The sequence below is a fragment of the Pedobacter agri PB92 genome (assembly GCF_000258495.1).
In the GTDB taxonomy this organism is placed as follows: Bacteria; Bacteroidota; Bacteroidia; order Sphingobacteriales; family Sphingobacteriaceae; genus Pedobacter; species Pedobacter agri.
Genome location: NZ_AJLG01000058.1, coordinates 1 through 26950, shown reverse-complemented (window position 1 = coordinate 26950; position 26950 = coordinate 1). Strand labels below are relative to the sequence as shown.

Below are 26950 nucleotides of genomic sequence, written 5' to 3'. Positions count from 1 at the left end.
TGCACCAGCATAGCGCATTTGCTGAAGCTGGATATAATTATTTAAGGAAGCGATTTCTTCTTCGATTTCAATAAAATCTTTACGGTTTTGCTCTAAAATGCTTCTTAATAACCCAGAAAAAGATTTCAGGTACTTTACCGATTCATCGATATGGCCCGAAGCTACCAAACCTTGTAAATTGGCGATGGCATTAAAAATGAAGTGTGGATTTAATTGCGCCTGCAACAGTTTTTGTTCCATATTGAGGCGCTGGTTGTCAGATTTTAGCAAGTTATTTTTCGCTTTTAAACGTTGCTGACGGTAGAAGATGAAGAAAAAAGAAATGACGCCAAGGAAAATCAACACTATCAAAAACATTGAAGAACGTTGCTGTTTAATGATGGTTTCGTTCAGCTTGTTACGCCCATTCAGTTCTGCTATGTTGCGGTCTTTTTTTTCAGTTTCATATTTTTCGCTCATTTCTGCAACTTTAACTGCTTCAATGGCTTCGTTATTCTTAAGCTCTATTTTATGGGCAGCCTGGGCCGCTTCCAAAGCCCGGGCATAATCGCCTTTCATTTTATAGGCATCAATTAATCCTGCATAATGAACTTCTTTTTGCTTTCCGGAAACATCACGTTTCTCAAATTCAATGCCCTCTTTATAATATCTGATAGCAGAATCAGGTTGGTTATTTCGAATGAAAGTGGTTGCCAGATTATTAAACGCGATATCATTTAAATTATCCGTTTTCTTTAGATAATTAAAATATGTTTTGCTGGAAACCAATGCTTTTGCGGGTTCGCCTTTCTGACTGTAAAGCTGCGCTTCGTTATCGTATGTGCGGGCAAGCGCAAGGCTATCACCAATTTTTCCGGCCAATAAGCGGGCTTGATTATTATAGTAAGCCATCTTTTTAAAATCATTTAACCTGGAAGCCAGCAAAAACGATATATCGAAATAACGTTGCTTAATTACAGGATGAAAGTTAAAGGGATGGTTCTGAAAGTAGATCGCTGCATATTTTAATGAATTTTTCTCGTTGTGATTTTGAAAGTAAGCCTGCGCCAGTAAATCGTAAAACCTATAGGTTAACCGGCTTTTCATTTGCTCAGATTCTTTTAAAGCGTTAAATATTTGACTGGTTAGCGCCGATTCTACCATTGACCCATTGCCCATGTTTTGAGTTAAAATACCAAAGGTTTTCAAGAGCGAAACTTCATCGTTTGCTTTTGCAGGTTTTATCTTTTCATATTCTAATAAGGCGCTATCACGCTTTTTTTCCAGGCTATATTTTCTCGCTCTGAAATAATGAAAATAAGGATTGGCGGCGTTATCAGGAGAAAGGCTTAATATACTATCTTCCTTAAGAATGTTTTTTTTAACCTTAAGTGCAGATAATGTATCAAATGAAATGATGAGGGATATATAATCTTTTTTTACCGCGGGATTTTGCGTGGTTGATTCGGCCGTTTTTGTGGCGCCATTTTTATTTCTGCACGAAGAAATAAAAAGGATACTGCAAATGGAGCAAAGTACAAATACGGTTCTGGCATTTAATATCATTAACGAGAGATTGATTTTATAAAATCTATAAATAATCTTTAAATATATAAATAGAAAACTTCCATCAAGAAATCAGTTAAACATTCGCTGCTTTTCAATCTATATCCGTATCGGATCGATGCTTATTTGAAAATCAACATCTCTCCCACCACTAAACTTTCGGAAATAATGATTAAACAAACGAATATCAGTTGCCAGTAAGCAGTTGTAAGTTGGCCCTCTTTCACTCATCTTTTTCTCCTCAAATTCAAATCAGAAATAAGAAACCATCCTCTGATTTCTAAAAAATTATTAACCATTTACTTAAAACAAAAAAAATCATGAAAAAACTATTCTTTGCATTGATTTGCACCGCGTTTGGATTTACCGCTTCGGCCAACGATTCATTGCCCAAAAATCAAACCACAACATCTACAAAGCTGGAAACTGTAATAGGCTCCAGATCTGTTAACACTATTGAAAACGGAAACCTTACCACAGAACAGTTAGGGCTTTTTCGCCGTCAAATGAACTTCGTATTTACTGATGCCTGTGGAAAGGCTACAAGAGTTTATGTTTCTGGCGCAAGTGCTGCATCAGACCATGAATTGTGGTGGTTTGCATGGAGGTGGTTTGTAGATGCAACCATAGATGCCAATCATGGCTGTTTATAATTAACTGATTTTATAACCTCAATTATACTTACATGAAACGTATATTTTTAGCATTACTATTATGCACATCAGTAGCCTTTAATGCTGCTGCAAACAATCATACCCCTAAAAGTCGTACCGCTTTAATCAATGAGGCGATCACACAATCAATATCAATTGGCGACAAACAATCATCAAACCAAGTGAATTTAGTGCGCCAGGAAATGGTGTATAGATTTACCGATGCCTGTGGGGTAAGAGTGTATATACACGTATTTGCGTCAGATGGCACTCCCGTGAGAGACATGCACCTTGCTGCAATGCAACATTTTCAAAATGGTACCTGGACCAGCGATGGCTGTTATCAAAATCATTAATAAAAATTAAATAGAAACGAGGATGGTTCCTTTAAACAAAAACGACATGAAAAGATATTTTAAACTAATAATACCGGCAGCTATATTTTGCATTCTGATGTCTTTTAGATACAAAACCCACACCGGTTCTGAGCAACCTTCAGGACTAGCCTACTACCATTTCTATCACATAAAAGATAGTACCCAAACAGGTAAGGTTTACAGTGAAGATTTTATACTCGGCTTTACAACTAATAAAAGTATTTACAGCAGCCAAACCAAGCTAAAACAAGATTCTACTATGGAGGCGGCATTGCATGCTGCTGAAGTTAAGAAAAGTGCTTCGGTAGATTTAGGTGTAGTTTTGCCTGTTACCGAAGAAGATATTTATGTTGATAAGGGTAAACTTTTCACGGTAAAAACTACCTACTCACAAAGTTATCTAATTGCGGGTGAGGGAGATAAAATCGACTGGAAAATTGATAGGGAAACCAAATCCATATTAGGCTACACCTGCCAAAAAGCCACTGGCGTTTGTAAAGGCAGAAAATATACTGCCTGGTTTACAACAGATATTCCGGCAAGTTTTGGCCCATGGAAACTACAAGGCTTGCCCGGACTTATTCTCGAAGCGTACGATGATCGCTACTTCATCAAATTTACATGTACAAAATTCATTGCTCAGAGCAATTTCAGTCAGTTGAAATCGATAAGCATCCCTGCAAACGCTACGCCCACAACAAAAAAAGAATATGAAAAGATGAAAAAAGCTCAAGCAGAAGGGTTTTTAGCTGGCGGTTTTAGTGATAATATTACCATTGACAAAATCACTACCGAAGGCGGAAACAATACGCCGCAGGCAAAGAAATTTACCATTAACTATCCTTTAGAATTAACCGACTAAACCAATCGTTTTGTTCAAAAAAATTGCCCTTTCATGTTCATTCTTACTTATTTGTGCGAATTTTTTATTCGCACAAAATAGCTTCACAATAAGCGGTTCCGTAAAGGATAGCATTGGTAATCCAATTGCCTCAGCATCAATAGCTGTTGTGAATCAAAATGGTGCAGGAATAATTTTCAGTAAAACAAATGATAAGGGCTTGTTTAAATGTGACTTTCAAAATGGCAATGAAAGCTACTTCATTAAAATTTCAGGGATGGGTTATCAGCAATTTAGCCAGGCGCTTCAGCAAAAAAATGAACAGAATTTTTCGATTATACTCAAACAAACGGCATACAAACTAAACGAAGTAACGGTAAAATCAAATGTTAAAATCAGCCTTTCCAGCGATACGCTAAAATATAATGTAAAAGGTTTTCAGGAATCAAACGACCGGGTAATTGGTGATGTGATCAACCGCCTACCGGGAATTCAGGTTGATGAAAACGGAGCCATCACTTATAATGGTAAACGCATCACCAAGGTTTACATTGATGGGGATAACTTATTGGATGGCAGATACAAAATGGCCACCAATAATGTTCCTGTGGGTGCTGTAGAACAGGTGCAGGTAATAGAACGCGACCAGCCGGTAAAGGCTTTGAACGGTTATGTGAGCAGCAATAATGTTTCGCTTAACATTAAACTTACCGATAGTGCCCGAACCATGAGTGTAAATACAGGCTATGCTGGCGCCGGGAACAACGCTTATACAGGTGAATTGAACAACCTTATTTTTAACAAAAAAATCAAGGCGATAAATACTTTTAAAACCAACAACATTGGCGAAAACCTCGAAGCAGAACAGGCAAGCCTGGGTGCAACCTTTAACAATGAGGTTGGTTTGAAAACACCGCAAACCCTCTTATCTATGGAAAGTGAAAACTTACCTAATACGAAAGAGAAGTATTATTTGCTAAACAATGATTATTCGGGCAGCTTGAATGCTTTGTTTAAATTAAAGGCTGATTGGGGATTACGCTTAAACTTATCTGCACTGCAATTGAAAAGAAAATATAAATACAAAAATGCAGTTAGTTATTTCCTGGGAAATGCCGATACCATCCGGGTCAATGAAATTCAGGATAATGTATACAAACTTAACCAGTGGCATGCGGAGGCACAGATAGAAAAAAACAGTAAATCCATTTATGTAAAATCCATCACTAAGTTAGAAATACCAAAATGGAATCGTAATGGAAATACACGTCAAAATGAACAAGCGTTTGGGCAAAATCAACCCACTCATCAAATATCATTAAGCAATGAAACGAACCTGGTTAAAGCTTTAGGCATAAATAACATTTTGCAATATAATGGCCTGGTACAATATTATAAGGTGAACGAAAACTTGAAAATTACACCCGGCATTCAGGAAGATATTGTAAATAACGGCATGGCGTACTTACTTCTTAACCAGCAGGTGAACACCGGGAATGTTTTTATCAATCAATCGGCCACTTTCAAAACCAGATTTGACCGATTGGTTTTATCTGCTGCTGCTGGCGGCTCATTTGAGCACAAACGATTAAACACTCATCTTTATAAAACGGATATTTTCAACATTGTTACGCCGGTTGGAAACGAATTTAAAAACAACGTTAGTTTTGATAATTTTGGTTATTACGGAAAAATATCAGCTCTTTATCTTTTAGAAAAAGGATCAATCAGTGTAGAGGCGACTCCGACATTTAGCAACATCCGTTATTCAGATGTCGAAAAAAATCATTCTGAAAACAACAGCTATTTTCTCTTTAATCCTCTAATAGAATTCAAAAAAAACCTGGGAAAATATAGTGAGTTGAATGCGAGATTTGCACAACAAACCGAGTTTGGTAAGGTTAACGATATCTACAGGGGCAGTGTATTGGTAAACTACCGGCAGTTTAATTTTAATGACAGGCCATTGCCTAAAACCAATATCAGTAATTTTAACATTAGGTATGCGTACAGAAAACCTATAAAAATGCTGTTTTACAATCTTAACTTCAGTTACGATCGTACAAAGCAAAATTTTATTAATTCTTACATTATTGGTAGTGGGCTGACAAAATCTATTGCGGTTAACTTCGAAAATAAACTGGATCAGTATTCCCTGAACGGAAATTTTTCAAAATATTTATTTCCACTTCAACTTAACTTTTTAATTCACGGAAGTTTAAATATGCAAAGGGGAAGTAATTTTTATAACGATGAAATCACACCGTTTATTGGCCGACAGCTTTCGGCAGGCATGGTTCTGAGAAAAAAGCTATTTTCAAAAATAACGTTAACAGTAAATGGAGATTTGAGCAGATCTGTAAATGAGCAGAAAAGTATAAATGGTTTAATCAGTAACGAAACTGCAAGTGAAAAATTTAAAGGTGAATGGAACCACAACATCAGTAGTACCATTTCTTATAGCCTTGCTTATTACTTTACAACTTATCGCCAGGGCTTGCAACAGCCCGTTCGCAACCAGTTTTTCGATTTTAATATCAAGGTGGCGCCAGTTAAATGGAAAAGTTTTTTCGAATTCCAATGCATCAACCTGGTGAATCAAAACCTGTACCGGCAAATCAATTCCAGTGCTAATCAACTATCAACCTATGAAATGCCATTACGTGAGCGAACATTTTTGCTGAAATATGCTTTTACTTTTTGATGCTCTGAATCATTTATCCATTCTTCGAATAATTAAGCAAGCAATGGGGATAATAATCCAATATTGGCGAATAATAATCCCAGTAATATTTCTCACACAAGAGACTTATATTTATTTAAATTTTAAAATCGATGAAAACTTATAACTACCTGGAAGTAAATGCTGGCAAAGGAATTGGTTTTGCCCTGGCTTACGTAGCATTAATTGTGATTATATTATCTTTTGTTTTTGGAGGTTTCTTAGGTCTTGCAGATGCTGTAGATAATTTTGGCAGTAGCAAGGTACTGGGGTTTTTAGTGGGTATTGCCTGCACCGCTCCTATTTTCTTTCTGATGAAATTTATTTACCCGAAAATCAATTTGACGACAAATGATAAATATGTATTGGTGAATCGGAAAAATCAACCCGATCTGGTAATTAACTATGATCAGATTAATGCCATAGCATTAAATGCACAGCGTTTAAATACATTAACCATTTATGGCCAATCAAATGAGGTATTATTCCATATTCAACCTTTTAATAATCATCATTTCATGGCCGAGTTAGTGAAAGAGATTACCTCGAAAAACAGCTATAAGAAATCTGTAACGCAGAAGAGAATGTTAAACACGAATTATGACATGGTCGTTTATCAACGTGGTTAGGCGACTGTAATTTGCATCCTCTGTTTTCCTTCATTCCCCTGGTTTTTAAATAACAAACTAACACATTGAGAAATTTGAGAAGACGACTAGGATTAGAAAGTCTTTACTTCATCTATGCAACTTGCTCTTCAACCCAGATCCTTTCTACTTCTTTAATTTAATCAGAAATAACTCCTTAGCATTTGGCGAATAAAAGGAAAAACCATTTGATGAATGGTAAAAAGCAGGCTTGTAAAGATTGGTTGCAGCGCCTGCTTCCTCAACGGTAAACAAACTTGGCCGGTAACCGTTATGTTTTTCCTTTTCAACAACCAGTTTGGTCACCATGAATTGAAAATTCTTATCCGCAACAGTGGTTTCGAAAAATCCTTTTCCACGCCAATTGTAAATGCTGAAGCCACCATCTCCACCACCAATAATATGGGAATATTTCATTTTTTCTTCAGGATGAAAATGTAAAAGTTTGACGTCTTTAGGAATTTCAAAACTCACTTCTCCACTGCGAAAAACATCTTTACGATATCGGCTTGCACTTTCCTCATCAGGTATTTGGGTATAACCTGGCATCTTTTGCCACAGCAATTGCCATTTTTTATCCGCATAGAAATAACATTGACGATACCAGACGTTTTCATTGGATAGTGAGTTGAAAAAATAATATTTCGCAGCTGACTTTATCACTTTAATTTTTGCCTCCACCCTGTCAGCATCCCAGCTTAAATCAGCATTTAGCTCCACTACTTTATGTCTGGTAGTATCTCCATTTAGCGGCCATGTATCATAATAGCTATCTTTATCGCCTGTGTAAACCATAAAATCATCAATAAACTGCCCCCAATACCCATTATAGGCTACATAAATTGAATCGATAACTGTTCCCCTTTGATCTATTTTGTAATAACGAATATCATGTTTTGTGTCCTCATCAACCTTTGCATCGCAATCTAAAATAAGTTGATGGTTTACGGATGGAAATATCCGAATGGGATTTGGCGATGCGGCACTTGATACCACCACACGGGCTACCCGCTTTACTTCAAAAACACCTGATTTATAGTGTTCATCAATTTCCTGAAAGGCAGAGTACCTGGAATCCACAGGTTCGTTATTTCTTTCTAAAACCAATTTCTCAGTCGCAAAGAAAATGTAAATCCCAAAGCCCAGGATAAAAATAATACCGATCCCTATCCACATTTTCTTCATCTCCTATTCAACAAAAATCTATTTAAAAAAAGTATAAGTTACCTGAACGGCGCTGGGCGCTGCATAGTCACCCTCACCTCGTTTTTGAGTACTGTAAAAGGCTTTAATGATTCCATTTTCCAATCTATAAATCCTTTTTGAACTTTTGTATTTATTTACATTTTCCAACTGTAATGCTCCGTCTTCATTAAGGCTAAAAGTTCTGGTTTGAAGATCGCCACCAAAAGTTTCAGTTAGGGTAAGTGGTAAAGTGTATTGATTGTTGCTATAACATATAGTAGAGGCAAGACGATTATCTAAAAATGAATACTCCAAACAGGTTTGTCCATTCTGCTTAACAATTTGATAAACACCATGCGATTTGATTTGTAAGTTTTCATAATCCATTTTTTCGGTAGCATACCGGATGGAATCAAAAAATACTTTGCCGATTAGTTTGTAACTTTTAAGTTGATAAGGATCTTTTACTGATATCGTGTTGCTTTGGTAATAGAAGTGTTTTTTTACGGTTCCTTTCTCTGAAATGGTAAATGGCAGATTATTTTGATAAGTAATAATATTGTGTTCCTCCCTACCATCTATAAATTCAACCCATTGCCCCAATCTATTAAATTTAAAAGTGAATTTTTCTTTTCCATTGGGCTGTAAGGTAATGCTGCTTACATTTTTTAAATCCATAAACTGAAACGGCAATATATATTCCCGCAAAATCTCGTCTTGTAAGAAAGCGTTCATGTTTGGCTGAACCTCCTCATTTGCTTTAGTTGTTTTCATCAGCTTTTCAACTGCTAAACTATCTTGCATAAAGCTGCTATAATATGATGAGGTTTTATCGACACCAGTAGCCTTTGCAATCTGTTCGGTGAGTTGAGCCATCTTACTGCTTTGGAGAATTTTAGCATCAGGTTTACCATTCCAGAATAAAAACCCTTCATGACGCTCCTGGCGGTTGAGCAGGCTTAAATCCTGTTTCCCAACATTTGGTACTTTGATGAAAGTATTGCGGTAAATGTGATGGTAATTAACATCCTTTGCGGGAAAATTTAATTGCAATTCATCCCATTCTCTTTTAACAAGACCTCGCATGCTGTAATAATCCTTAGTCAAATCACTTTCTGTAGGTTGTTTCCGGTAAGTTCTGCTTTCCCGGTCCGACATCCATTTCACATCATAAATCACAATGTGGGGTTTGCCAGCTTCCAACACCAAGGTATCGCAATCTGTACATATTTTCTCGCGTTCGTATTTGTCTTCTTGTGGCGAAACAGAAATCATTGGCGCTTTGCTTTCAAAAATTGCAATCGATGGTGGAGCGGCTTCGGGTATTGTTTTCACAACCGGTGGCGGTGGCGGCACAACATAGATCTTAACTAGGTTTTGGTTTTTCTTTACCACTTTCTTTTGTGCGGAAACTGTTCCCACTGTTAATACTGCAGTGATCATTAACAGTATTTTTTTAATATTTCTCTTGAGCATCATATTTACTGCTTTTTAATTCCATTGCCTGAGCGAATCCATGGCCTTGTTCATTTATGTATCTCCTCAACTTATTCCTTATGATTTAATTACCATTTATCAGCACCATGCAATTCTTTACCGAACTCATTGTAAACTACACCTCCATTAACTTTTATTTTCCAGGAGTTGGTATCTTCATCATAATCCTGGCTGTAATAATCTCCATTCAGGTTTTTCACAACCACACCTTGTTTATTGATTAATACATACGATTCATTTTGCAATTGAACCAGCGCCAACTTGGAAGTTGGGTAAAAACCATTGGCATACTTAAATTTAAACGGAATGGCCAGATTACCTGCGGTATTGATAAATCCTTTATCTCCGCTGGCATTTTCCACAAGAGCCAAACCTTCGCTAAAAGGTTCAGGATCTTCGTAACCTTTATCACTAGCTCTTATTTTGATATTATGCTGTTTATCAACATAGTAATATCTAGTAACGGTACTTTCATCTTTCTTTTCTGCTTTCTCAATTAAAAGCAAACCATCATGGTAAGTTCCCTTAATCGTTTTGAATTTATTCTGGGTCAGGTTCTTGCCACTTGCATTAAAAATATTTACCTGATTATTTTCTTTCACTTTAAAATAATCACCATCTATATCAATATCGTCATATTTTAAAGGCAGAATAATTTTAAAATTTCGATCAAGAACACCCTCCATACCATTTTTTAACACCCACCAGTACTTGCTGTTTTTAAACTTTACATTATCATATTCCATTGGCAATACAATTTGCCCTGTAATGGCATTCACCACACCGTTATCTCCATTTACATGAGGCTCAATCTTTACATATTTGCCATCATAAATTTCTGACTCATCGATTTTATAAGACACTTTCTCCACTTTCTGGCTTTTATAATTGATCCAATAAGTATTATCAACGTTATCATATTGGTCCCAGTAAAAATATTGATTCAGTTTGCGGAAATGCTTATTAAACTGCGGCGGTATAACCCACTTACCTTCCTTATTGATAAACCCGGCTTTTTCTTTAGCAAAATCCATCGCCAGAAAGTAGCCGCCATCTCCCTCTTCATAATCTAAATTGTAAGTGGCATTGAAATTTCTCATCTGTGGCAGGCTGTCGCTAACTGAAAAACCGACACTACTTACCGGACCGGCAAAGGTGTAAATAACTTTTTTGCGATTACCTTTTTCAGCATCGGCTAAAGCTGCAGGCGCATTTGATTTTAGCCATTTTTCAAGATCTTTTTCAGTTTTTATTGCATCAGCATTCACCTGCTCTTTTGCCTTATCCAGTATTTTAATATAATCTTCGTAACGCTTCCTTTTCGCCGGTGTAATTTCAGTGTTGCTGCTACTTCCCTTCTGAGACAAAACCCTGCCATCTTTGTAATAAGCCTGTATTTTAATATCACGATCGTTTTCAACATCAGGCAAACTACAATGCACCTGATTACCCAAAATGGTATCTAAGCGGATAATTCCATAAGGTGTTTTAACTTCTGGACTGGCCACACTAACCTTGTACAAAGTTTTACTGGCCAATGGGAGACTAATTTTAAATTGAATGCTTTTAATTGGTTTAGGTGACAGCACTGCAATGTTATCATCAAAACTACTGGCTTTCCAAATGTATTTTTCCAATTCATTCATTCCTTTTTCATCCACAAATTCATAATCTTCGCCCTTATCTTTTTCCATTTTTGTATGCTTTTTCGCGATACTATCACGGGTTAAAAAACCTTTATTTGTTTCGGTACCATCTAAAAAAACAAATCTCTGAGGAGCGTAGACAGGCTCCATGTCTGCATTGTCCATAAAGTAAGTACTCTTCTCTCCCATTAATTCCAGCAAATCATATTCATCCTTATCTAAAGCAATAATATTATATGGGTATAGCAAACTGTTGTTCACGCTACGGTTTGTAAAAAACTTATTCAACACACTGTCGCTAACTTTTTTGGTATTGTCTGATTCAAAATTACTTTGCTGATCTGGCGAAAATTTTTCAGTCGTTGCCGCCGAAATCATAATTCTGGTTTCGCTGATTTTAATAATGGTCTTCAAACCATTGATATCATCATCAATTTTTTCGATCAAATCTTTCTTTGATTGCGCCACGCAGGAACTAAAGCAAACCACAATAAAAACGGTCAGGTATTTTTGAATTTTCATCATATGAGATCAACAGATTTGGCTTATACACAAAGCATCTTTACGAATTTATTGATCTTTCAACTAGTAAATTGAAGCGATTACAATTCGTAGGGTTTGAAGTAATATTTGGTAGGTTTAGGCTATTATTTGCCCTTATTAGAAATCTTATTGACTTATTTTATCATGCAAAAAAGTATTAAGACCTATCTGTTAGTATTACTTTCAAAACAATTCAACCGCTTCTCTGCTTTTATAAATACGAAACCATCATGATTTTTTGATCCACAGATCTGATCGCTTCATCATTACTAAAAGATATATACAATGAAAGTTTTGAAAGCAATTTTGGCGGGCTTTGCCGGTGCCGCAGCCTTAAATATATTACATGAAACAGTGCGTAGATTTGATGCCGATGCACCTCGGGTTGATTTATTAGGTGAAGAAGCTTTGACCCGATCCATGAACAGTTTGAACCTCGAAGCGCCAACCGGAGATAATTTGTATGCCGCTACTTTAGCAGGCGACATCATTAGCAATGGCATTTATTACAGTGCGATTGGTATGGCCGGTAGCAAAAACATTTATTTGAAAGGTGCCGTTGCTGGCTTAACCGCTGGCTTGGGAGCAATTAAACTTCCCGATCAAATGGGATTAGATGATAAACCGGTAACCAAAACCGATAAAACTAAGGTGCTGACAGTAGCCTGGTATTTGATTGGTGGTCTGGTTACCGCGGCTGTTTTTGATCAGTTAAATAAGCGATAAGTAGATTGATAATCGCCTAGTGGTGCAGTTTTCGTTCCTTTAAATATTGAATTAAATCTGCAGGACGATCACTTTGAATAAATACAGGGTTAAAATCGGTTAACCAGCCCCAGCTTTCTTTCTTTTGATTTTTTTCTACTGCCCGATCGTCATCATGACCGCCATTGAGCGATGGCCATAAACTGTTCAGCCAAACGATTTGATTTTTGGCAATTTCAGGAAGCTTTTGCAAACTGGATAAAGTATCGGTATTGAAAATCGGTTGGATTATACTTTTTGCGGCGGATTGATATCCCTTAATAATTTCCAGTGCATCTGATTTGGCCATGTTCACCACCGCCATGATATAGGCATCTGCTGGAATTTTTTCTGCTGAAACCAGTTTTTGATAAGGAATATTGTCGCCGACATTTACGACGGCTTGCTGCATAGTTCCTGTTTCCCTCAAAACTTTAAAAACCTCCGGGAGATGATCATTTCCCTTATCTACATTGATCAGAATCTTCCCTTTTGCCTCGAGCATCATTTCTTTAAAAGTTGGTATTGTGTTTGGCGTAACTCTGCCCAAACCATTTTTCAGCTTAAATTTGCTGATTTCCTCCAAAGTGAAATCGCTCACTTTCCCTTTAACATTTGTAGTGCGATCAATGGTATTATCATGCATCACCACCAACTGACTGTCTTTAGTCATTTTAACATCCAGCTCCATCATATCGAAGCCTTTGTTTATACAGTTTAGCAAAGCATTCAGAGAGTTTTCGGGTGCATTCCTCCAGTCACCACGATGCGCTGCAACAAGAATTTGCTTGTTGGTGCGGTTAAATGCAGCACTTAACTTGGCCGCAGGACTTTGTGCAAAAGCGGCAGTAAAGTCTATCGCTGTCAGGAAAAAAACAACAAAGTAAAATCTATTTTTCATCATTCTAATTTAAAAATAAAAGGCGGTTGATTGCTCAACCGCCTGATGCAAATAATCATTAATAACCAGGGTTCTGATACATTTTTGCCGGGTCTAACTTGTACTCGTCAAAAGGAATAGGAAAATACCTGTCTTTAGTCGAAAAGTTACTCAATTTGGCGTTGCCAAAATTAGCCTGAGATTTTGCTCTAAAATAAGTGACCAGTTCAGCTGTGGTAAAGTTACGCAACAGATCAAACCATCTGTGGTTTTCAAAAGCCAATTCCACTCTACGCTCATGTAAAATAGCCAGTTTAAGTGTTGGATATTTTGCACTATAAGTTGCATTATTACGAACCACAGCATACAGAGGCACTCCTGCTCTCGCCCTCACCATATCTAAATATTGAATTGCCACAGCATCATTACCTTGTAGCATATTCACTTCTGCCAGCATTAAAATGATATCAGCAAAACGCATTAAGGGGAAGTTATTTCCACCATAACCGTTTACTGTTGCTGCTTCACTCGCATCGCGGTATTTGGTAATAAACCAGTCTAACACTCTGGTGTCAGCAGCGTATTTGATTGAAAAATCCTTACGGGGATCACCGCTTTCATAATCCAAAACCAAATCTGGCGTTACATTACCCCCAACACCTGTTGGTGCTCTTCTTGAATTTAGGGTTTCGCCAAAGGCCTGGTTATTTGCTGCAATGCTAGAAGCATAAGTAATATTTCCCTGGAGATTTACAATCTCGAAAATGACCTCCGGATTGTTTGTTTTCTTTGTTACATCAAATACATCTGCGTAAGGAATAGCTGCAAGCGAGTTGAAATTTTTCAGATTATAAGCCGCCAATAAATAAGTATTTGCATTGGTTAAATTCTCTGCTTTACCACTTTCTAGTGTAGTAGCCATAGTTAAATAAACCTGACCTAACAATCCATTGATAGCTGCCTTTGAAGCACGCCCGGCAGATGCGCCTGTAGCTAAATTTGGCAGGTTGCTATTCAATGCATCTTTTAAATCGGCTACTATCTGTGCATAAACTACTGACTGCGGTTGTCTGAATGTATTTTCAACCACTTCATTATTGCTCGTTAGTTGTTTGGTTACCAATGGCACATCGCCCCATTTTCTCACCAGATGAAAATAGATCAATGCCCTCACAAATTTAGTTTCTGCCAGGTATTGCGCTTTTAAATTGGCATCGGCAAAAGGTACTTTATCGATATTCGAAGTAATCACATTACACCTGGTAATGGTTGAATACAAACTTACCCAGTGATTTTTTAAATAAGTATTACTCGGTAAGATACTAAAGTCACCGAACTGGAACGGTTCACCGGCATTTGATTGGTTATCATTGGTACCAGTATTATCCGAACGTTGCTCGGTATATAAATTACTGCTCTCCCCAATATTATTGCTGCTTCTCAAAGATTGATAAACGCCATTTACCGCGAGCAACACATCATTGGGTGAAGTGAAAAACTGATCAACCGTAATTGCATTTGGGTCCGTTTGTTCAAGAAAATCTTTTTTACAGGCCGATAAAGAGATCAATCCTATAAAAACTATGAATATATTTTTTCTCATTTTGATATATTTTAATGGTTTCATGGAAGATTAAAAAGTTAGTTTGATACCCAAATTATAGGCTCTGGCCAATGGATAGTTACCATAGTCTACACCAGGCGTTAAATTGGCACCAGCGTTATAATCAACTTCCGGGTTATAACCTTTGTAATCGGTAATGGTAAAAGCATTGTCTACACTTCCAAAAATTCTGATGTTTTCTACATGAAGCGTTTTCGCAGCCGATTTTGGAAAATTATATCCCAAGGTGATGTTGGTACATCTTAAATAAGATCCATCCTGCACATAAAATGAGGATAAACGGGTACTGTTACTTTGCGTACCTGCACGTGAAGCACGGTAATTTAAACCGCTGCCGGGATTAGCTGGATTTCGGTAACGATCTGCTACTTCTACATACTGGTTACCCGATCCTTCAAAATTGTATAAGTAATAATCCTGACCATCCAATACATCGTTTCCTTGCGATCCATTGAATGAAGCTCTGATATCAAAAGATTTAAAGTTTGCATTCACTGCGAAACCATAAGTAAAATCCGGATATGGGTTACCAATTACTTTTTTATCAGCGTCGTTCACCACGCCATCGCCATTGGTATCTTCAAAATATAAATCGCCTACCTTATATGGGTTAGACTGTGCAGATGATGGTGCAACTTTACCTAATAGTTCAGGTGTTACCCTGCCCGCAACCTGGTAACCGTAAAACATACCAATCGATTGACCTTCCTGTGTCACATGGGTAATGTACTGTCTTTCTGCCCCAACACTAAAAATGGTGCTGTTACCACCCAGATTTAATACTTTGTTGCTGTTGAACGAAATATTTCCGCTTAAGCCCAAATTGAAATTATCGGTGCTAACCACACGACCATCCAACTGAAAATCGAAACCTTTATTTCTTACTTTACTATCCCTTAAATTGGTTAGAATGGTTGATGATCCTGAAATAGCAGATATCGGTTGGTTAAATAATAAATTGTAAGATAAACTGTAATAATAATTGGCGATCAATGATAATCGTCCGTTGAAAAAGCTGAGGTCTGTTCCAAAATTATACTGTGAAGTTGATTCCCAACCTAGGTTTTGATCTTTGATACCTCCTGCCCAAACCGCAGTAGCAATGGCATTACCCGGACCAAAAACAACTCCACCCGGCGAACTCATGGTTTGGGTGTGGTTATAATCGCCGATGTTGTTGTTACCACTTAAACCCCAACTTGCTCTTAGTTTAACCGAAGAACCTCTGCCTAAGAAATCATTATACCAGCTTTCTTGTGATAAATTCCATCCTGCCGCGGCCGATGCAAAAGCACCCCACTTATTGTTCGGACCAAACCTTGATGAACCATCCATACGGAAAGTTCCACTTAGATAATATTTGCTGTCGAAGTTGTAGCTGGCACGACCGAAATAAGATAGTAAAGTGGTTACTGATTTGTTTGCTTCATTCAATACAAAATCTGTATTTGCAGCGCCTTTGTCAGATATTTCACCGATTTTATCACTTGTAAATCCAGTCGCAGTTACCCTAACTAAATCGCTCGTGGTATGTTGTGCAGAATATCCTGCCAAAACATCTAAATTATGTTTGCCAAAACTTTTAGCGTAATCTAAAGTAAATTCAGCCAGTTTATCTACCTGAGTTAAATTTCTAGCCACCGCATTTGCTGCTGCAATAGATGATGGCGAACCTGGTGCATTACCACCTCCGTTACTCAAACTGGTCGGGCGATAATAATCATACTTTTCGCTATAGTTGTTGGTACCTAAATTGGCTTTGAAATTTAATCCACTTAAAATTTCGTAGTTAGCATAAGCATTGTAAGTATTTCTATTACCCAGGCGATTTACTTTCATTTCAGTAACTGTAGCTACCGGATTCTCTAGTCCCTGGTAACCAAACTGGTTGGCCAATGCAGACATGCCATATTTTATTGGATTTCCGTTGGCATCATTTGCAGGTAAGTATGGTAAATAAAGCAATGCCGACATCATCGGACTAAAACGACCTTCGCCCACTTCTTTATTATTGGTTTGCGTTAACGAGATATTTGCACCTACTTTTAATTTTTTGCTGACTTGTCCTTCGATATTTGAACGAAAGTTCAAAGCCCTCATGGCGGTGTTCGTAACAATACCATCCTGATCCTGATAACCACCACTTACAAAATACTTGATGTCTTTATTACCGCCAGAAAAGGCTAAATTATGACGTTGAAAAAAAGCGTTTTGATACAATTCATCCTGCCAATCGGTATTGAAAGCAGGGGCTTTCGCTGTTTGGCTGGCGAAATCGTAAATATCTTCCGGAATACTTACTGATGATCCATTACCCACATTTGTGGTTCTGGTGGTATTGTTATCAGAAAACATAGAGTCGTTCCACGTCAGTCGCCCGCCATTTACCACTAAATCTTTATAGGCATTGTTGCGGCCATCGATCATTAACTGGATAAACTGCGATGCATCCAAAAGCTTTACCTTTTTGTGCAACTGTGTAACACCAGCCTGCACATCATATTGAAAACGACCTTTTCCATCCTTACCGCGTTTGGTGGTAATCATCACCACACCTCCAGAAGCTCTTGAACCGTAGATGGCGGCAGAGGCGGCATCTTTTAAAATGTCAATGGTTTCAATATCCTCCGGATTGATGAATACGTTATTACCGGAAGGATAACCATCAATTACGTACAATGGATTTGAACTGGCATTGATGGAACCCACACCCCGTACCCGGATTTTAGTTCCTGCGTACGGTGCTCCACTGGTTTGCGAAACCTGAACCCCGGCAACTTTACCTACCAAAGCCTGACCCACAGTTGGTGCACTTAAATTCATTTCACTGGCTTTCACGCTACTGATTGCTCCGGTTACATCCGATTTTCTAATCTTTTGATAACCAATGGCCACCACTTCATTTAATGTATTGCTACTTTCCTTAAGTCTTATATTAATCGTTTTACCAGACGCAACTGAAACTTCCTGCGTTTCGTATCCGATGTACGAGAAAACCAGAGTTGTTCCATTAGGAACGTCTAACGTAAATTTACCATCGCCATCTGTGGTGGTACTTTTTTTACTTTGTCTGTCGTAAACGCTAACGCCCGGAAGCGCTTGTCCTTTTTCATCCGTTACCGTTCCACTAATTGCTGCAAAAAAATTGTTCAGCTTTATGGTGGGATTTAGTTTTCCATTGCCTACGGCCATGGCAGTTGAATTACAAACGGCCAATAATCCAAGGGGCAAAAGTAATTTCCTACAAGTGCTTTTAATACCTGGAGCTAAAAAAAATGATACCATCTTTTGTGTTTAATGATTGTTTTTGAATAATAATTTGTTTGGAAAGTGATTTTACTGAGGGCAAAAGTATATGTGTACTTTTAACACTATGTATGCCTGAGGTTAACTCTGGAATAACAAATCCCAGTCAGTGTTAAATGATTATTAACAGTGAAATTGAAACGATAAAGTATGTCAATCATAATGAGGTTGGTAAAAACTTGTGATCCAAATAATTGTTCTTCTACTATACACACCCTGAATATGCAGCTACGTTTTTCATTATTTATCATTCTCCTTACTTCAATTACCATCATTTCCTGTAAGTCAGGAACGGTTAATCTATTCAAAGCAGCTAGCCCACATGAGCAATATCGTAGAAAACTCGAAACGGCAGGATTGGATAAAACCGCGATGGGATCGGCATGGATAGCTGCCTCATCAAACAGTTTGCAAAAGGCATTGAACATTAATATTCCCTATCGTGAAACCGGTTATTTCGATGCAGGTAAAGTTCCTGCAGCTGCTTACCGTTTTTCAGCTACTAAAGGACAAAAAATCACGATTGGTTTAATAAAGAAACCCACCACTACTGCACTCTATTTAGATTTATGGGAGCTGAATGATGTGAATAATCCTAAGCGCATTGCATCTGCAGATACATTGAATCATCCCATTCAATACGAAATTGATGTGACAGGAAATTACCTGATCAGGTTACAGCCAGAATTACTGCAGAGCGTGGAATATACGTTGGAAATCACTTCAGGGCCATCGTTGGCCTTTCCTACACAATCAAAAACAAAAAGCATTGGCAGTTACTGGGGAGATGGAAGAGACAATAATGCCCGGAAACATGAAGGCGTTGATATTTTCGGAAGTTTTAGAAGTCCGGTTGTAGCGAGCGCCGGAGGAACCGTTACCAGAGTTAATGAAAATAATTTAGGTGGAAAGGTGGTTTGGTTAAAGCCAAATGGAAAAGATTATACCTTATACTATGCGCACTTAGATGAGCAAATCGCCGTTGAAGGGCAAGAAGTAAAATTAGGTGATACTGTAGGCTTGATGGGCAATACCGGAAATGCCAGAACTACGCCAACGCACCTGCATTTTGGCATTTATACTTTTGGTGGGGCAATTAACCCTTTACCATTCATCGATCCAGTGACCAAAACACCAGGTAAAATTAATGCATCAGTTTCCAATCTAAACAAAACACTGAGAACAACTGGCAAAGTGAATTTATACTCACTGCCTCAAAATAAATCTACACCCATTACTAACCTAACTGCAGGTACAATAGTGAATATTGGTTCGGCTACAGGAAATTTTTATAAAGCTGAACTACCAGATGGAATTACAGGCTTTATTAATAGCAGTGAATTGACGCAAACCTCTAAACCTTTGCAAAGGTTTAAAATAAAAGTGGCTCAACAGAAAGTATTTGATCAACCGGATAGCCTGGCTGCTGTGAAACTGAATTTAAGAACAGGTGAAACGGTAGAAGTTTTAGGGAATTTTAACAACTATCAATTAATCAGCAATGAAACTGCACAAGTTGGCTGGATTGTTAAGTAATTTTGAAGATGAACATTTATCAGCAGACACTATCACTTAGCGAACGAAGAAGAGGTTTTCACATTATTACCAATGAAGTAGAAAATGCGTTACCTGAAATTAGGGGAATGAAAGCCGGTATTTGTCAGGTATTCATTCAACATACTTCGGCATCATTAACCATTAATGAAAACGCAGACCCAACAGTTCGGGTAGACTTTGAAATGTTCTTCAACAAAACTGTCCGGGAAAATGACCCGGATTACGAACATGATTACGAAGGGTCAGATGATATGCCTGCACACTTAAAGGCAGCACTATTGGGCAGTTCGGTAACCATTCCTATCCGCAACGGAAGGCTGGCACTCGGAACCTGGCAAGGAATTTACCTTTGCGAACACCGGAATCGTGGTGGGCAAAGGCGCCTAATTGTTACCGCATGGGGAGTGTAGAAAAATACGATTGTAAATGATCGTCTCGAACGCTATTTTTAATGGCGGAGCAATTCACTTTAGTAAGCCTATTAGTCAAATTCTCAACAGTAAAACTTGTTGTTTTACCGTCATGAATTTATTCAACGTTACTTCTCCTCTTCTTTTTTAACCTGGTCTATAATTTCCGGATGATTATCCTGAATGGATTTACGGGTAGACTCAACCTCCACCTCTTTTGTTGTAACGGCATAGTGGGCGGGATAAATCTCCGATCCATAAGCAATGGCATAAGCTTTTGTAAACTCCGCCCCGAAATAAAGAATAATAGACGAGTAGTATGTCCACAACAACACGACAACCAGTGAGCCTGTGGCGCCGTAAGTGCCGCCCACATCACTTTTTCCGATGTAAACCGAAATGGCAAACTTACCGATCATAAATAAAACAGCCGTAACTACGGCACCGGCCAATACATCTTTCCATTTGATAATTGCATCTGGAAGAACTTTGAAAATCACCCCAAAAATTAATGTGATGACACTTAAGGTGACAACCAGATTGATAACGTAGAAAACATAAAATGAAACATCAGCAAAACGTGCCTGTAATCTATCACTGAAAGCATCTAAAACTGAAGTTACTGCAAGAGATACCAGTAATACAAATCCTAAACTAATGATTACTGAAAAAGATAGAAAACGGTTCTGCAGCATCTTAACCCAGCCATGTTTGGGTTTTGGTTTTAAACCCCAAATCGTATTTATTGAGTCCTGAATATCACCAAAAATCGTAGTCGAACCAATTAACAAAGTTACTATACCGATGATTAATGCCATCGTTCCCTTGTTATCGAGATAAGCATTTTTGATTAGTTCCTGTAGCGAAGTTGCTGACTCGCGGCCCAGGAAACCTACTAGCTGATCATAAACTTTTCCTTCTGCAATTTCTCTTCCTAAAAAAAATACCGCATAGCGAGATAATTACCACTAAAAGCGGCGCCATAGAAAACACCGTATAGTATGCGAGCGAACCACTCAATTTTGTTACTTTATGATCGCCGAATCCTGTGAAGGCTGCGTTTAATACACCCCAAATTCCTTTTAATGTTACTTTTTGCTTCGCCATGATAAGAATAGTATTACGTTTATCTAAAACTTAAACCTCTTATATTTCGAATTGTTTGTATTAATTATTCCTAATGATTGTAAAAGCATTCCAATCTGCCTATTCCTTAATCACCGGAATATTAAAGCCAAAAGTAGAACCTTTCCCTTGTACCGAATTTACCCAGATTTTGCCGCCGAGGCGTTTTACGATTTCTGAAGAAATATAAAGACCCAAACCTAAGCCAGGAAAAGTATGCTCTTTGTTTCCGCTCACCCGATAAAATTGTTCAAAAACATGATCTTGCAGGTCTGGACTGATCCCGATACCGAAATCCTGTACACAAACTTTAACAGTATCCTGTTCATCTTTGGTATAAATCACTACCTCATTGGCATCTGGCGAGTATTTTATGGCATTGGTCAACAAGTTAGTAACTACCTGGCAAATGCGGTCGCGATCGCCGAAAATCGTTTTGTTAAAGCTCAGTTCCTTTTTAATAATGTGCCTGAAGGAAGTCCGTTGAACATCCTCAATCACCTCTTCTACCATTTCGTTGAAATCAAATTCGGCATTGTTAAATTGAAGGCGGCCAGAATTAATTTTCGTTACATCCAATAGATCACTAATCAAATTGGTGAGGCGATCTACTTGTTTGTTCATTTTACCCAGAAGATCTGCATTTTTGAAATCGCCCGAGCGTTTAAACATTGATTCCATTACCTGCGCATACGCTTTTAAACTGGTAACAGGCGTTTTTAACTCGTGACTGGCGATACCTAAGAAATTATCTTTCTGCTTTTCAAGTTCTTTTTGATGATGGACATCATTATTGGTTCCATACCATTTCGCAATATTGCCTTCAGCATCTTTCAGTGCCATGGCTCGCACCAAATACCAGCGGTAGTTTCCGAACTTATCTAAACACCTGAATTCGATCTCATATGGCGATCCGGTTTGTAAAGCCACCTCCCAGGCTTTTTTGGCCAGCAAAAAATCATCCGGATGGATACTTTCCATCCATCGGCTGCCCAGGGTTTCCTCAACTCCCTTGCCTGTTTGATCAAACCATCGCTGGTTAATGTAATCAAGATTTCCATCGGGCTTACTTGTCCACACCACTGAGGGTACCGTGTTCGCTAAAAACTCCAGTTCATTTACCACGCTCTGCAAAGCAAGATTTTTATCAGCCAGAATTTTTCTAATGTTCAACTCTGGTCGTAAATCTCTGGCTATGCCAGCAATGGCAACAGGTAAATTTGTAATCTCTTCCCTAATCATATACAATTGTTTATGAATGGGAATAATCTCTTTGGTTTCCTGATGAAGCAATTCTAACTCACCCGACCAACGTCCTTTAGAAAACAGGAGAGGTAAAATTTCATTCTTTATTTTTTCGTTGGATGAGTCGCTATGGTAATCAAACAGATTACTTTTCGGAATATTTTCTTCACTGATGCCGATTAAAGCCCTACCCGACGGATTGATGTAAACTGTATTCCCGTTCGTATCACAGTAATTGCAAAAATCTTCGCTACTCCCTACAATTGAAGCGAGTTTTTCCAGCTCAGCCTTCGCTTTAAGTTCCGGTCTTAGATCTCTGGCGGTTGCTCCCCTGCCAATAATTTCACCGGTCGCCGGATCTTCTATCAACAAATAACTTACCCTACAAGGGATAGTTTCCCTGGTTTTTAAATTCACAAGGCTAATGTTTCCTTGCCAACCTTTCACCTTATCTATTTCCTGAATGATGTGGTTTTGAACCCGATCAAGCTCTTCTGAAGTATAAAAATCTTTGGCGCTAAGTTGAGTCACGTCTGCTGTAAGTTCAACGCCAAGCATCAGCCGGGATGCTTTGTTCATGTATATCACATTACCTTGCATATCTGCAACAGTCATGTGATCTGCATTATTATTAATCAATGTAAGCAACTGCTGTTCACGCCTGTCAGCGGCAATTTCACTGGTAATATCTTGCGCAATACCGGCAAAACGGTAAGCAACGCCATCTTCATTGAAATATGCTTTACCTTTACAATGGACCCAGCGCAATACCTGGCCAATCTTACTTAACGTTCTGTATTTAATATCATACTGCCCGATGTTGCTAGGATTGATGGCTTTAAGCACCGCCGCATTTACCAGTTGCACATCATCTGGGTGGATGCAACTTAATACATCTTCATATTTTATTTCGCCATCGCGGGAGAAACCAAATAGCTCCCTGCAACGGGCATCCCAATTTACAGTATTATGGATGGGATCTAAGTCCCAGGTTCCAATATCAGCAGAAATCAATGCGAACGTTAAACGTTCCTGAGTATCGGCAATTTGTTTTCTTGCTGCAACCAGTTCTGTTAGGTGAGCAGCAGTATTTATAATGGCAAAGGTTTCGCCAGCCTCATTTTTTAGCGGCTTATAGGTAAACGTGAAATAGAAAGTTTGAAGCTGGCCATCCACTACTAAATCTGCAGGCGATTCTTTGGTATGGTAGGTTTCCCCTGTAGCGAAAACCTCATTTAATATTCCTATGAATGGTTGATCTTTTAACTCTGGAATACCCTCGATAAGTGGTTTTCCGATAACAACATCAGTTTTGCCCCATAAATCAAGCATGGCCTGGTTAGCCGCACTGATGATCATTTCCTTTCCCTGGTAAATGGCAGTAGGCATTGGTGATGCTTCAACCAAAGAATTGAATCTATCTTGCTCTGAATATAGCGTTGTCATTTTTTGTTTAGTTCATTAAAGATAGGAAATCTGGGAATATTAAGGCAAAAAAAAACAAGCCCTGGCTTTAGCCAAGGCTGTTTTTTTAAAAATTTTCTATTTTCCTTTTATCCATGCTGATAAATCATTGACCAGCACCTCCGAAACACTTACGGGCGTTTGGTATTGGCCCATAGTTCCTTTTTCAGTTTGTGGACTTAGCAAATGATTCAAATCGGGGTAAAACTTCAGCGTAACATTTTTTTTCTTCGCGAGTGCGGTATTCCATAAATCGAAATCCGTTTTTCCTACCTGGAAATCATTGCCACCTTGCAGCACATAAACTTTTTTAGTTAAGTTTTTGGCAGTAGCAACCTGGTTATAGGCATTTAAATCAGCCCAGTATTTTGCCGGCAAACCTAATATCACCGAATCAGGCTTAATGGTTGTTCCCAGTTGGGTGATTCTACTTTTATTAATTTGAAGAATTGCATCGTCCAGGTATTTTTTATTTTCTGCAGTGGTATCTTTCGATAAGTCAAACATATACTTATTCTGATCGATAATAATGTCGCTCATTTTTCTTGCCGGAGCCGCTGCAACTACGATACCTGCCACATCCGGAGAAGTTGATGCTATTTTCGGTGCCAGCATGCCGCCTAAACTATGGCCAAAAACATAAATTGCTTTTGGATTAGCTCCTGCTACCGTTTTGGCAGAAGCAATTGCTGCAACTGCATCATCAAGTACTTCTTCTTTAACGGTATAAGGTTTTGAGAATTCGTTTGGATAAATCAACGTTCTTTTCACATAACGGATAGAACCAATGCCTTTTGACCCTAAACCACCAGCCATATCCTTAAAAGGTTTATTTGCCCCAACGCTTTCATCCATATCGCCCGGGCCAGAACCATGAACAAAAACTACCATTGGAAAGTTTTTTACATTTTTGGGCACTGTTACAATTGCGGCGAGCTGTTTCCCTGCCGGGCCAATGTAAATCTGCTTTTCGCTATACAAATTGGTATCTGCATAAATGGGTTTTGCATAGGCAACCGCACTTTTCGGCGGCGCCAGAAAAATGCCCACTATCTTTTGTAACTTATTAAAACCTAAAATGAAATTTTGCTCGCCATTGGCAAACTTACCTTCAACAGTAACGGCAAAAAATTCTCCTTGCGCTCTGCTTTGAATTGCATCAAATGTTTCAGCCTTACCATATTTGGTACCAATATCAACCCAAAGTTTTTTTAGGTTATCTTCAGTAAGCTTTGTTTTGAGCGTATCATCAAAAAAGGCATGTGCATCAGCAAATTTCTCTTCCTGCAATACTTTGAAGAAATCATTTGCACTATTGAATAACTGGATAACATTTTGAGAAAATGCTGTGGTAGTAAAAAGTAAGGCAATTACAAATAAGATACTTCTCTTCATCATAAATCTTGTGTCATGTTTGGTTAAATCACAAGTATCAAAGTTAAGAATATTTGCCTCTTAAAAACCTATTAGACAACTAACAAGTTCGTTTTAACTATTTTTAACATTTTCATACTTTTTCCATAAGATGTATGGAATAAACATAATCATTAGTGCTACAACCGGTGGGATAAGCAACGCAATCTCATCGCCTACCAGGGCTCTTGAGGCGAAAGCACCGATAAAATTAATGGCAAAACCTGCATAAGCCCATTCTTTAATTACTTTTAAAAAATTCTGTAAGATGGCAATGGCTCCTAAAATTTTCGCCACCCCACAAATTTCAAGCAAATACATAGGATAACCCAAATGCCTGAATACTTCTTTTCCGGCTTCTTGCTGGGTAATGCCTCCAAAGCCGTCCATTAACATCAACACGGCGAAGATTATGGTAGCCACCCAATACCAGGTTTTGATTGATTTCATTTTATAAAAATTTCTTATCGTAATTAATTAGCCAGTTGTTACCGTAGCGATCGACTAAATTGCCAAATAGCGAGCCCCAAAAAGTTTCCTGCAAGGGATGACTGGCTTTTCCGCCCCTGGCCAATCTTTCGTAACAAACTTTTGATTCGAGCGCTGTATCACAATTTAACATCAAGGCAACGGTATTGCCACTTACCAAACCGCTATCATCAATCATATCAGTTCCCATGATTACAATATCGTTTACTATGAGTACAGCATGCAATATTTTATCGGCCATAATTTGTGGCATATCACCTGCCATGGCAGATTCACCAATACTTTGCAGGGTTAACTCTCCACCCAAACAGTCTTGGTAAAAGCGCATGGCTTCTTTACAATTGCCATTAAAAGTTAAATATGAATTTATACTTGCCAATCTATTTCTTTATTAATACCCACCATACAACGCACATCATTTTCATTGATGTATTCTTCTACACAATATCCTTCTGGGTCGATATCCGGCTGCCTGATTAGTTTTTGAAATGTTTTACCAATCTTCGGAACATCATTCATAAAATCTGTGATTAATTCTGCCAGATATTCTCCTTTTCTAATTGTAAACCTCTCCAGATCCGAATGATCAAACCTATCGCCTTCCCCTAGCTCTGCTGCAGCTTTGTAAATAATCTCTGCACCTTCTGGTCTGCTGATTCCGAACACTCTTCGTTGTTTGATATCAGGAATCAGGGCATGAAGTTTCTGATGTGCAGCCATGATCCCGTTTGGAAACGAGCCTGCCTGAACACAAACTACATTGATATCGCTTACTAGATTATATTTTTCCATTGTACCACTTTTAAGCTAAACAAACCTACCTGCTAAGGGTGGGAATATAAAGATGCAGAAACGACAATTGATGGGGTTGTTTCCGACAAGCCTCATGATTATATTTGTTTAAGAAAAAAGCATCTAATCATAACCAAATTATAAGTGATGAAACATATATCCATTTTAGTTCCTCAAACTGCAGTAATCGAAGCGATTGCCGATCCGCGATATTTATTTACAGCAGTAAATGTAGTTTTTGCAGG

At 38.2% G+C, this 26950-nt stretch carries 21 protein-coding genes; 8 read left to right on the top strand and 13 right to left on the bottom strand.

Annotated features, from left to right (window positions below; all coding sequences use genetic code 11):
- Positions 1-1545 (bottom strand): histidine kinase (locus ON09_RS10460; protein ID WP_010601018.1); only part of this gene is annotated, 1545 nt, incomplete at its 3' end.
- A gap of 320 nt (positions 1546-1865) precedes the next feature.
- Here ON09_RS10460 and ON09_RS10455 point away from each other — a divergent pair.
- From ON09_RS10455 to ON09_RS10435, 5 genes are all read left to right on the top strand, one after another.
- A complete protein-coding gene (locus ON09_RS10455; protein WP_010601017.1) occupies positions 1866-2198 on the top strand; it encodes a hypothetical protein in 333 nt (110 codons plus the stop codon).
- Positions 2199-2230: 32 nt separating this feature from the next.
- The gene (locus tag ON09_RS10450) at positions 2231-2554 is read left to right on the top strand and encodes a hypothetical protein (protein WP_010601016.1); all 324 of its coding nucleotides are present in this window, start codon (positions 2231-2233) and stop codon (positions 2552-2554) included.
- 46 nt (positions 2555-2600) lie between these two features.
- Entirely contained in the window at positions 2601-3437 is an 837-nt protein-coding gene (locus tag ON09_RS24235; RefSeq protein WP_157258922.1) for a GLPGLI family protein, read from the top strand.
- 10 nt (positions 3438-3447) lie between these two features.
- Positions 3448-6120 (top strand): TonB-dependent receptor, encoded by a 2673-nt coding sequence (locus tag ON09_RS10440; protein ID WP_010601014.1) that lies wholly within the window; start codon positions 3448-3450, stop codon positions 6118-6120.
- Between the two features lie 131 nt (positions 6121-6251).
- Complete coding sequence (locus tag ON09_RS10435) at positions 6252-6767, top strand: hypothetical protein (protein WP_010601013.1); 516 nt, start codon at positions 6252-6254, stop codon at positions 6765-6767.
- A gap of 144 nt (positions 6768-6911) precedes the next feature.
- Here ON09_RS10435 and ON09_RS10430 read toward each other — a convergent pair whose 3' ends face one another.
- The 3 genes from ON09_RS10430 to ON09_RS10420 form a co-directional block, all read right to left on the bottom strand.
- Entirely contained in the window at positions 6912-7961 is a 1050-nt protein-coding gene (locus ON09_RS10430) for a hypothetical protein (RefSeq protein ID WP_029204264.1), read from the bottom strand.
- Between the two features lie 27 nt (positions 7962-7988).
- On the bottom strand, positions 7989-9413 hold the full coding sequence (locus ON09_RS10425) for a hypothetical protein (protein ID WP_157258921.1): 1425 nt from the start codon (positions 9411-9413) through the stop codon (positions 7989-7991).
- 122 nt (positions 9414-9535) lie between these two features.
- The gene (locus ON09_RS10420) at positions 9536-11638 is read right to left on the bottom strand and encodes a WG repeat-containing protein (RefSeq protein ID WP_083837977.1); all 2103 of its coding nucleotides are present in this window, start codon (positions 11636-11638) and stop codon (positions 9536-9538) included.
- Positions 11639-11941: 303 nt separating this feature from the next.
- Here ON09_RS10420 and ON09_RS10415 point away from each other — a divergent pair, with 303 nt between their 5' ends.
- A complete protein-coding gene (locus ON09_RS10415) occupies positions 11942-12382 on the top strand; it encodes a hypothetical protein (RefSeq protein ID WP_010601009.1) in 441 nt (146 codons plus the stop codon).
- A gap of 16 nt (positions 12383-12398) precedes the next feature.
- On the opposite strand, the gene ON09_RS10410 is transcribed toward ON09_RS10415, so the two are convergent.
- Genes ON09_RS10410 through ON09_RS10400 form a run of 3 tightly spaced genes read right to left on the bottom strand, consistent with a single transcriptional unit; the run spans position 12399 to position 18189 of the window.
- Positions 12399-13304 (bottom strand): glycerophosphodiester phosphodiesterase family protein, encoded by a 906-nt coding sequence (locus ON09_RS10410; RefSeq protein ID WP_083837976.1) that lies wholly within the window; start codon positions 13302-13304, stop codon positions 12399-12401.
- Between the two features lie 55 nt (positions 13305-13359).
- Positions 13360-14883 (bottom strand): RagB/SusD family nutrient uptake outer membrane protein, encoded by a 1524-nt coding sequence (locus tag ON09_RS10405; protein ID WP_029204262.1) that lies wholly within the window; start codon positions 14881-14883, stop codon positions 13360-13362.
- Positions 14884-14913: 30 nt separating this feature from the next.
- The gene (locus ON09_RS10400) at positions 14914-18189 is read right to left on the bottom strand and encodes a SusC/RagA family TonB-linked outer membrane protein (RefSeq protein ID WP_010601006.1); all 3276 of its coding nucleotides are present in this window, start codon (positions 18187-18189) and stop codon (positions 14914-14916) included.
- Positions 18190-18432: 243 nt separating this feature from the next.
- On the opposite strand from ON09_RS10400, the gene ON09_RS10395 reads away from it, so the two are divergent.
- Positions 18433-19746, top strand: a complete 1314-nt coding sequence (locus ON09_RS10395) for a M23 family metallopeptidase (RefSeq protein WP_010601005.1) — start codon at positions 18433-18435, stop codon at positions 19744-19746.
- Between the two features lie 8 nt (positions 19747-19754).
- Positions 19755-20177, top strand: a complete 423-nt coding sequence (locus ON09_RS10390; RefSeq protein ID WP_010601004.1) for a secondary thiamine-phosphate synthase enzyme YjbQ — start codon at positions 19755-19757, stop codon at positions 20175-20177.
- Positions 20178-20305: 128 nt separating this feature from the next.
- Here the strand turns inward: ON09_RS10390 and ON09_RS10385 are convergent, their stop codons facing one another.
- The 6 genes from ON09_RS10385 to ON09_RS10360 all read right to left on the bottom strand — a co-directional run bounded on the left by ON09_RS10385 (position 20306) and on the right by ON09_RS10360 (position 26705).
- A complete protein-coding gene (locus tag ON09_RS10385; protein ID WP_238533649.1) occupies positions 20306-21064 on the bottom strand; it encodes a YihY/virulence factor BrkB family protein in 759 nt (252 codons plus the stop codon).
- A gap of 319 nt (positions 21065-21383) precedes the next feature.
- Positions 21384-23993, bottom strand: coding sequence for a PAS domain-containing protein (locus ON09_RS10380; RefSeq protein WP_010601003.1), 2610 nt, complete (start codon positions 23991-23993; stop codon positions 21384-21386).
- 96 nt (positions 23994-24089) lie between these two features.
- Entirely contained in the window at positions 24090-25409 is a 1320-nt protein-coding gene (locus tag ON09_RS10375; RefSeq protein ID WP_238533648.1) for an alpha/beta hydrolase, read from the bottom strand.
- A 90-nt stretch (positions 25410-25499) separates the two neighbouring features.
- Positions 25500-25874, bottom strand: coding sequence for a DoxX family protein (locus ON09_RS10370; protein WP_010601001.1), 375 nt, complete (start codon positions 25872-25874; stop codon positions 25500-25502).
- A gap of 1 nt (position 25875) precedes the next feature.
- Complete coding sequence (locus ON09_RS10365) at positions 25876-26292, bottom strand: VOC family protein (protein WP_010601000.1); 417 nt, start codon at positions 26290-26292, stop codon at positions 25876-25878.
- Positions 26280-26705, bottom strand: a complete 426-nt coding sequence (locus tag ON09_RS10360; protein WP_010600999.1) for a hypothetical protein — start codon at positions 26703-26705, stop codon at positions 26280-26282. The genes ON09_RS10365 and ON09_RS10360 overlap by 13 nt, the downstream gene beginning before the upstream one ends.
- Between the last annotated feature and the right edge of the window lie 245 nt (positions 26706-26950).